The organism is Nonomuraea diastatica, from assembly GCF_004349015.1.
Classification (GTDB): Bacteria; Actinomycetota; Actinomycetes; order Streptosporangiales; family Streptosporangiaceae; genus Nonomuraea; species Nonomuraea diastatica.
The window spans coordinates 23,479-29,913 of the sequence record NZ_SMKP01000133.1 but is presented as its reverse complement, the minus strand read 5'-3'; the positions used below and the strand labels follow the sequence as shown (position 1 = coordinate 29,913).

At 67.7% G+C, this 6,435-nt stretch carries 9 protein-coding genes and 1 pseudogene; 6 read left to right on the top strand and 4 right to left on the bottom strand.

From position 1 onward, the window contains the following. The first annotated feature begins 137 nt into the window (after positions 1-137). Complete coding sequence (locus E1294_RS35715) at positions 138-1,037, top strand: hypothetical protein (RefSeq protein WP_220448109.1); 900 nt, start codon at positions 138-140, stop codon at positions 1,035-1,037. Between the two features lie 145 nt (positions 1,038-1,182). Here the strand turns inward: E1294_RS35715 and E1294_RS35710 are convergent, their stop codons facing one another. The 4 genes and pseudogenes from E1294_RS35710 to E1294_RS58365 form a co-directional block, all read right to left on the bottom strand. Beyond that, entirely contained in the window at positions 1,183-1,617 is a 435-nt protein-coding gene (locus E1294_RS35710; RefSeq protein WP_132515393.1) for a UTRA domain-containing protein, read from the bottom strand. Next, on the bottom strand, positions 1,614-1,895 hold the full coding sequence (locus E1294_RS35705) for a GntR family transcriptional regulator (RefSeq protein ID WP_220448108.1): 282 nt from the start codon (positions 1,893-1,895) through the stop codon (positions 1,614-1,616). The genes E1294_RS35710 and E1294_RS35705 overlap by 4 nt, the downstream gene beginning before the upstream one ends. A gap of 65 nt (positions 1,896-1,960) precedes the next feature. Next, a complete protein-coding gene (locus E1294_RS56410) occupies positions 1,961-2,293 on the bottom strand; it encodes a hypothetical protein (protein ID WP_246083529.1) in 333 nt (110 codons plus the stop codon). A gap of 147 nt (positions 2,294-2,440) precedes the next feature. Then, a pseudogene (locus tag E1294_RS58365) lies at positions 2,441-2,638 on the bottom strand (winged helix-turn-helix domain-containing protein); the annotation flags it as partial. Between the two features lie 290 nt (positions 2,639-2,928). On the opposite strand from E1294_RS58365, the gene E1294_RS35695 reads away from it, so the two are divergent. The 5 genes from E1294_RS35695 to E1294_RS35675 all read left to right on the top strand — a co-directional run bounded on the left by E1294_RS35695 (position 2,929) and on the right by E1294_RS35675 (position 6,432). Further along, positions 2,929-3,339: a hypothetical protein gene (locus tag E1294_RS35695; protein ID WP_132515390.1), complete on the top strand. Its 411-nt coding sequence runs from the start codon at positions 2,929-2,931 to the stop codon at positions 3,337-3,339. Between the two features lie 288 nt (positions 3,340-3,627). Beyond that, positions 3,628-5,136, top strand: coding sequence for an EMI domain-containing protein (locus E1294_RS35690; RefSeq protein ID WP_132515389.1), 1,509 nt, complete (start codon positions 3,628-3,630; stop codon positions 5,134-5,136). Further along, the gene (locus E1294_RS35685; protein WP_132515388.1) at positions 5,133-5,519 is read left to right on the top strand and encodes a hypothetical protein; all 387 of its coding nucleotides are present in this window, start codon (positions 5,133-5,135) and stop codon (positions 5,517-5,519) included. Before E1294_RS35690 ends, E1294_RS35685 begins: the two co-directional genes overlap by 4 nt. Further along, positions 5,516-5,896, top strand: a complete 381-nt coding sequence (locus E1294_RS35680) for a hypothetical protein (protein WP_132515387.1) — start codon at positions 5,516-5,518, stop codon at positions 5,894-5,896. Before E1294_RS35685 ends, E1294_RS35680 begins: the two co-directional genes overlap by 4 nt. Continuing rightward, the gene (locus E1294_RS35675) at positions 5,893-6,432 is read left to right on the top strand and encodes a hypothetical protein (protein ID WP_132515386.1); all 540 of its coding nucleotides are present in this window, start codon (positions 5,893-5,895) and stop codon (positions 6,430-6,432) included. The genes E1294_RS35680 and E1294_RS35675 overlap by 4 nt, the downstream gene beginning before the upstream one ends. The last annotated feature ends 3 nt before the right edge of the window (positions 6,433-6,435 follow it).

Sequence of the window (6,435 nt, the reverse complement as noted above, 5' to 3'; positions counted from 1 at the left end):
GCTCATCCCCGGCACCCCGCTGGGGGATCAACACTTCACATTCTTGCAGCTCAAGAGCATCACCCACGCTGGAGCAGTGGTGGGTTACTGACGTGCGCCTACCGAACGGTCTTAATTTCCGACCAGACATCGCCGTGATGTCGCTGATGCCGTTGGTGAACATCGCCCGACTCCTGACCCGCGAGGGCGACGGCAGGGGCGCCTTCGCCTTGCTTCAGCAGTTGTACCGGGCCGCCCAGCAGCGCGGCGCCACCATCATCCGTGATCACGGTATCGACCTGTCGCCACTGATCCAGACCACCGCAGACCACCGCAAGATCTGTACGGAGCTGTGGGTCACTCTGCTGGTCGATGGCGCCAAAGCCCTCGCCAGCCTTGGCCGGTGGACCGAGGCGGCCGAGTCTATGGCCGCTCACCGCGGCGTCGGCCAGAGGCTTCTCGACGGCCAGCAGATCACGATTATGTCGCTGGTGGAACAGGGCCTCCACCAGCAAGCCGCCGACATGATCGCTTCCAGCGTTCCCGCAGAGCCCTGGGAGAACGCCGTTGCCGCCATCTTGCGCATCTACTGCCGGCCCCCGGCTTCGGCGACATCACAGGACGAACTGGATCACGTGGCGCGGGAAGCGCTCGCGCTGATCACCGAGCCGGAATCGATGACCGCGGCGTTCCGGGTCCGGCTCGGCCTGACCGCGCTCGACCTGACTGCCGACCAGCCCACAGCACACGACGCTGACCTGCGGTCCGCTGTCATCGGCGTGGCCGTCTCGGACGCCTACGCGGCCCGAGACGTCCTCGCGCACCACGGGATGCGCTCCCGCATGATCTCACATCAAGAACAGGTACTCGCCGACGTGCTCGCCGCCTCGGGGTTCGGTGCCGGAAGCCTCCCAACAGTTCACGGGGACGCCCTCACTACGGCGGTCGGTCAAGGCGAGGCCAGCCTGCGCGCCCTGCTCGGCACGACCGCCCTCCAGAGCGACCCTGCGTCACGCGGAGCGGGCAGGGCTGATCACTTGGATGTGATCTGGAGGTAGGGAGCCTGCACACGCGCATCCACCCGGTTGTTCGGAGCAGTCCGACGTCACGCGACCGCAGTCTGGTCCCTCCCTCGCTGTGGTGGGATGACGCCACTCTGTACGACGGCATCTGCATCGTCTACCTGGTGCTATACCTTCGCCGCTACAGCGAGAACTGCTCGTCCACGAACCTGATCCGTGCTGGATTGGCGACAAATCGCAATAGCTCTACTTGCGTGCCCTGGCGATCAGCGATCACCTGGTCGTAGGTGAGGATCAGGGCGCGGCGCACAAGCTTCAGGGCCTTGGCTTCCGCTTCGGTGGCCTGTCGGGCGGCGATGACCCGCCGCACGACCATGTGTGGTTCCATGCCTGCGTCGGCGAGGGCTCGGTAGATGCCGCGCGGCACTTGGCCGCGCTTGGCGATCGGGGTGTCTTTCACGAGCTGATGGGGGTAGATCGCCTCGTCGAGGCGGACCACGGTGTCGCCGATGGTGGCGCGTCGGTGCCGCTTGACCACCTCGTCGGCGGTGTCGAGGCCGAGGAGTTCAGCGATGTCGGGCCCCACTTTTTCGGTGGACACCTTGCCGGTGATCATCGCCCCTTCGGTGCCGGAGCGTTCACAGCATTGGGCACAGGCGGCCCGTGGCCGTGTGGCCCGTGGAGGACGAGGTCCACCACCGTGGGAGGTGGCTGGACGATCATCCCTTCGGCCGCGTGGCGGATGACGAGCTGCTCAGTCTTCAAGGTCGCGAGTGCATGGGAGATAGTGCTGCTGGAGGCGTCGTACTCGATGGCGAGAAGGCCGGAGTGTGGCAGCGGCCTGCCGGGCGGGTAGGTTCCGTTGAGGATCTTGGCTCTGAGGTCGTCGGACACCTCTTCATGGCGGACCATGAGCGCATGTTATCCGGAGAACGAGCGAATTGATCAGGCGTTCGCGATCACCGCTGAATGAGCTCCGGCGCGGGCAGATGGGAGGACGTCTGCCACAACTGTCCAGGTCTCTTGCGCGGCCACGACGCGGGCGCGTGCACGTACAGCTCTGCGCTTTCGGTCGTCGTCCGCCGCATCGCGTTCACCACATGCAGCAGTTCGTCCCGAGCCCATAGCGCATCACGACCAGGGCACGTTGTCGCGCACATCGCGACGCCGGCGCGGCTTCCGACCATGATCTGCACCTCTTCGGCGCGGTCAAGGCGCTTGGTGGGGTGTAGGCGCGGATCGGGTTCGCCCGGGACGACAATCTGCACGGACGTGATGTCGTCGATCCGCACGAGTGTCAGCCTGTCCTGGGATGCGAGCCATGCCGTCATACCGGCAAGCGTGAGGCAGCACCGCCGTTGTTCGCAAGCGACCTCTGGCGCCGGCTGGGGCGGTCGTGCCGCGCTCCGGGGGGCGCTGGGGCCGGAGACTTGGACGCCTTGGCTGGGGATGCGAGTGACGAGGCTCTCGTCGGCGAGCAGCTTGAGGGCGTTGCGGATGGTGGCCCGGTTCGCCTGATGCTCCTGCGAAAGCTCGCGTTCCGAGGGAAGCCAACTCCCCGGAGGATAATCGCCTCGCCTGATTCTGGCGGCGATCTGGTCCGCTATGCCTTGAGCTTTCGCGGGCGGGATCGGCATCCGTTCTCCATGTGCTCCTCGGACGGTTTCCGGGCTGTGGAGCCAACTTTAGAGGCATTCATGATCCGTCCAGCGTGACGGGCGCATGATCTTGGCTCGACGACAGGCCCGGGAGTTGCGGTACGTTCTTGGTATGCGTACCATGACCGTACCAATAGCTTAGCGGTTGACCGCTGTTGTGCCTGGTGTGCTTCGGCAGAAATCACGTCAGAGCCAACGGCGCCCGAGAGTGATCATCCCGGGGCCGCCGCATCGCCGCCCTTCTCCTTGCGACAGAAATCAGGTGACCGATGAGCACCATCCTGACCTCTTCCGACACGAACGCTGGCCGTGAGCGCGTCACGTCGGCCCCACCGCTAGAGCATCGGCTATGCGCCGAGGTCCGCAGCTTGGCCGAAAAGGTCAACGAAGGCGGCTTCTGTGCTAGCAGTCACGATGACCGCTGGGTGGCGCAGGGCTTGACGCGGCGCAGAGCTCGCCTCCTGTGTGAGCCGTGCACCGTGCGTGACGGCTGCCTTCGGATGACCGTCATCGAGGAGGCGCTGTCCATCTATGTCTACGGCGGGTCGGTCCACAGCCTGCACGGCGCGCGCGGCGGCCTTCTCGGCTCCGAGCGGGCCTGCCAGGTCAAGGCGCTGGTGGAAGAGCTCAAAGCGGACGAGGTCAGGCGGAAGGAAGAGTCCATCGGGAGGGTGGCGTGAGGGCTGCGCACCGTGCCCCAGATGGAGGCGCATGTCACCTGCTCGTGTACGGCTGGCATGGCGTGATTCGTGTCTACGGCAGCGTGGCCTGGGAAGCGGTGCGGCTCAACTCCTGCCCCTCGTTGGCCTCGCTCGGCGTATTCGAGTGCTTCGCCTGCGGTGCGTCCAAGGTGCCCGGCGACGCTCGCGCGGCCGTAGAGCATGCACGGCTGTGTTTTGATCATGCGCGTGATCTCAATAAGGGATCACATAACGCCAGCGGTACCGCAAGCGAACAGGGGATGTCTAATGGTGCTACTTAAGGCCGACCCCGAGAAGGAGAAGCGGGCTCTCGAAGCCGAGCAACTCCGGATCCAGCGCCGCCGCCTGGCCAGTGAGGCCCGGCGTGCTGATGCGCGGGCGGCCGAGGCTGACCGGCGCGAACGGGACGAGACCGCCCGCTCTGATCGCGACCGCCAGCGCGCCGAATCTCTGAAGCGGTGGAAGGCGCGTGCGCAGGCGGCTGGGCGCATGACTGTCATGTCGCTCACGAATCTGGGTGTCACTGGCGTAGCAGTGTCAGGTCAGGCGATGTCGTTCATGCAACGTGGTCTCCCACCGCTGTGGGCCGTCCTCGCGGCCGGGATCGTCGAGTCAGTTGCGGTGTATGTGTCCTGGCATGCGCACGTTGCGCTGCGCGAGGGTGACGCCGCCTGGACAACGCGGATGTGGTCGTACCTGATCGGTGCGGGTGCCGGCTATCTGTCGTACACCCACGTACCGGACTATCCGGAGTTGTTCGCTGCCTGCTCCCTGGCCAACCCATGGCTGTGGTCGATGCACTCGCGCCACCTGCACCGGAAGGATCTGCGGGAAAGGGGCTTGATTGATCCGAGAGCGCCCAAGTTCTCGCCGATGCGTTGGCTGCTGCACCTGCCAGAGACGTTCTCGGCGTTCCGGTGGGCGGTCGGTGAGGGCGAGCAGTCTCCGGCCGTCGCGGTTCAGGTAGTGCGTCAGGCCCGCCGCGTGGACATGACGTGGCGGTCAGTCGCCCAGGCGCAGGGCGCGGTGATCGCCTCTCAGCGGTCGCAGCTTCAGCTCACGCTGACGCGCATGGCGGCGCTCGCGGAGGAGATTCGTGGCCTTCGGCCGGATGCGGAGAAGGCCATGCACGACGCGGCCGTGTTTATCAACTCGGTGGGCGCAGGTCTGGTGCCGCGCTACCGGCCGCCGCTTGGTCCGGCCGTCGCGGCGGAGGAGCCGCCGACCGTACCAGCGGACCAGGAACCGACTCCGGAGAGCGCGCAAACCCCCCGCTACCGGACCAGCCTCCGGACCCGCTACCGGGAGATGGTCCGGACCAAGAACCGGACCAGGAAGCGGACCGCGCGGCGGCCTGCTGGTTCGGTTCCCGCACCGGACCGACCGGACCAGAAGCCCGCCGACACCCTTCCCGTTCCGGGGCCACGTGACCGGACCAAGCGGACCAACAAGAAGCCCGCACGCAGCAGCACGACCGGTTCGGCGGACAGGGTGAACGAGCTGCTGCCGCTGGGCCGGACGATCGCGGGCCGGCTCAAGAGGAACGGAGAGAAGCTGACCCGCCGCAAGCTCCAGGCCGCGCTGCGCGAAGCGGGTCAGAGCGCCTCGACGAAGGTCGCCACCGACCTGGTGGGACTTCTCTCCGGACCGGGCCAACCGGACCAGCAGACCGGCCACCGCGGAGGCGCGACCGGACCACGGGACCAGCCCAGCGACCGGACCAGGACATCGGACCGCAACGACGAACGTGCCACCGCGACAGGAGGCGCAGCATGACCGCCCTCGACGGGATCGTGGTCCGCCACATGCCGATCCCCACCTGGGACTACCTCGCCGACATCCCCACCGTCGTCATGGTCGAGGCGGCGTTCCGCGCCGACAGCCCGTACCTGGTCCGGCTCGCGGTTGAGCGCCAAGTGGGCGTGGACGCGCCGCTGGACGTGCTTGCCGAGGGCCTGACCGGGCGCGCGGAGTGCGCGGCGCTGGCCGCCTGGCCCTTGGACGAGGAGTTCGTGCGCTGGGACCTGCGCGCCGCCGATCCGGTCGCGCTCAGGGTGCCGCGAGCGCTGCTTGCGTGGCACCTGGAGTCGCTGCCGGAGATCGCTCGCGAGCCGGATTGGGACGCGTTTGCGCGGACCTGCACCGAGGAGGCGTCGTGACCGTTGGTGACCACACGCAGGTGTGGATGCCGCTGCAGAACGGCCGCAGGTCGTTCGAGCGGGGGTCTCAACGCGCGGGCGCGCCGCGCGCCGCGCGCGGCGCGCACGAGGGGCACCGTAACACGCTCACACTTCGTGATCAAGGAGGAGCAGTGGCCGCGTCCAACCGCCGCCGGTACGCCGAGAAGCGGATCGCCGCCGCCCGCCACCCGTGGACGGAGTTCCTCCGGGCGGCCGACTGGCTGACGTCGGAGCTCAAGCAGCTCGCCGAGCACGACCCGGGACGGGCCGCGAGCATCGCAACGGACCTGCGCACGCAGACCCGCGCGATGGCCGAGAAGCTCAACACCGAGGACGCCGAGAGGCGGACGACATGACGTTCTCCTTCGTCCCGCCAGAGGGCCTGCCGCCCGAGCAGCCCGAGAAGACCGCTGAGCAGCCTGCCCCCGCGGTCGACTCCGCCCCTGCGGTCGTGCCGGCGCGGCCCTCCTGGATCGAGGTCCTGGAGGAGCGGGCTCGGATGCGCGGCGTGCGCACGGCGCGGCTGCCCTCGGTCGCGACAGTGCGCGCCTACCACCGCGAGCGCGAGTTCGTGCCGTTCGAGGCCGGGCTGCTCGACGGGTTCGCGCGAGTGCACGGCGTCTTCGCCGTCTTCTGGTGCTTCGTGTGCACCTCGATCGCGTTTCTCGGCGCGGGCGACTCCCGCCGACGCTGGCGCCGCTTCCGCGAGGAGGGCCTCCCCGGCCTATGCCGCGCGCAGCTCCCGCCGCTCAAGTCCTTGTCCGGATTTCCTCGGGTGTGGGTCGCCGCCTGGTCCGCCGCCTGCTGGCCGGCCCTGAAGTTCTGGGGTCCGATCACGATCGGGTCCTACCTGCTGATGATCTCTCTCCCCCTCCTGCTGACTCTGCTCTGAAAG

Coding starts and splice junctions, on each gene's coding strand:
- E1294_RS35715 (WP_220448109.1), top strand. CDS start 138: ATGTCGCTGATGCCGTTGGTGAACATCGCCCGACTCCTGACCCGCGAG.
- E1294_RS35710 (WP_132515393.1), bottom strand. CDS start 1,617: ATGATCACCGGCAAGGTGTCCACCGAAAAAGTGGGGCCCGACATCGCT.
- E1294_RS35695 (WP_132515390.1), top strand. CDS start 2,929: ATGAGCACCATCCTGACCTCTTCCGACACGAACGCTGGCCGTGAGCGC.
- E1294_RS35690 (WP_132515389.1), top strand. CDS start 3,628: ATGGTGCTACTTAAGGCCGACCCCGAGAAGGAGAAGCGGGCTCTCGAA.
- E1294_RS35685 (WP_132515388.1), top strand. CDS start 5,133: ATGACCGCCCTCGACGGGATCGTGGTCCGCCACATGCCGATCCCCACC.
- E1294_RS35675 (WP_132515386.1), top strand. CDS start 5,893: ATGACGTTCTCCTTCGTCCCGCCAGAGGGCCTGCCGCCCGAGCAGCCC.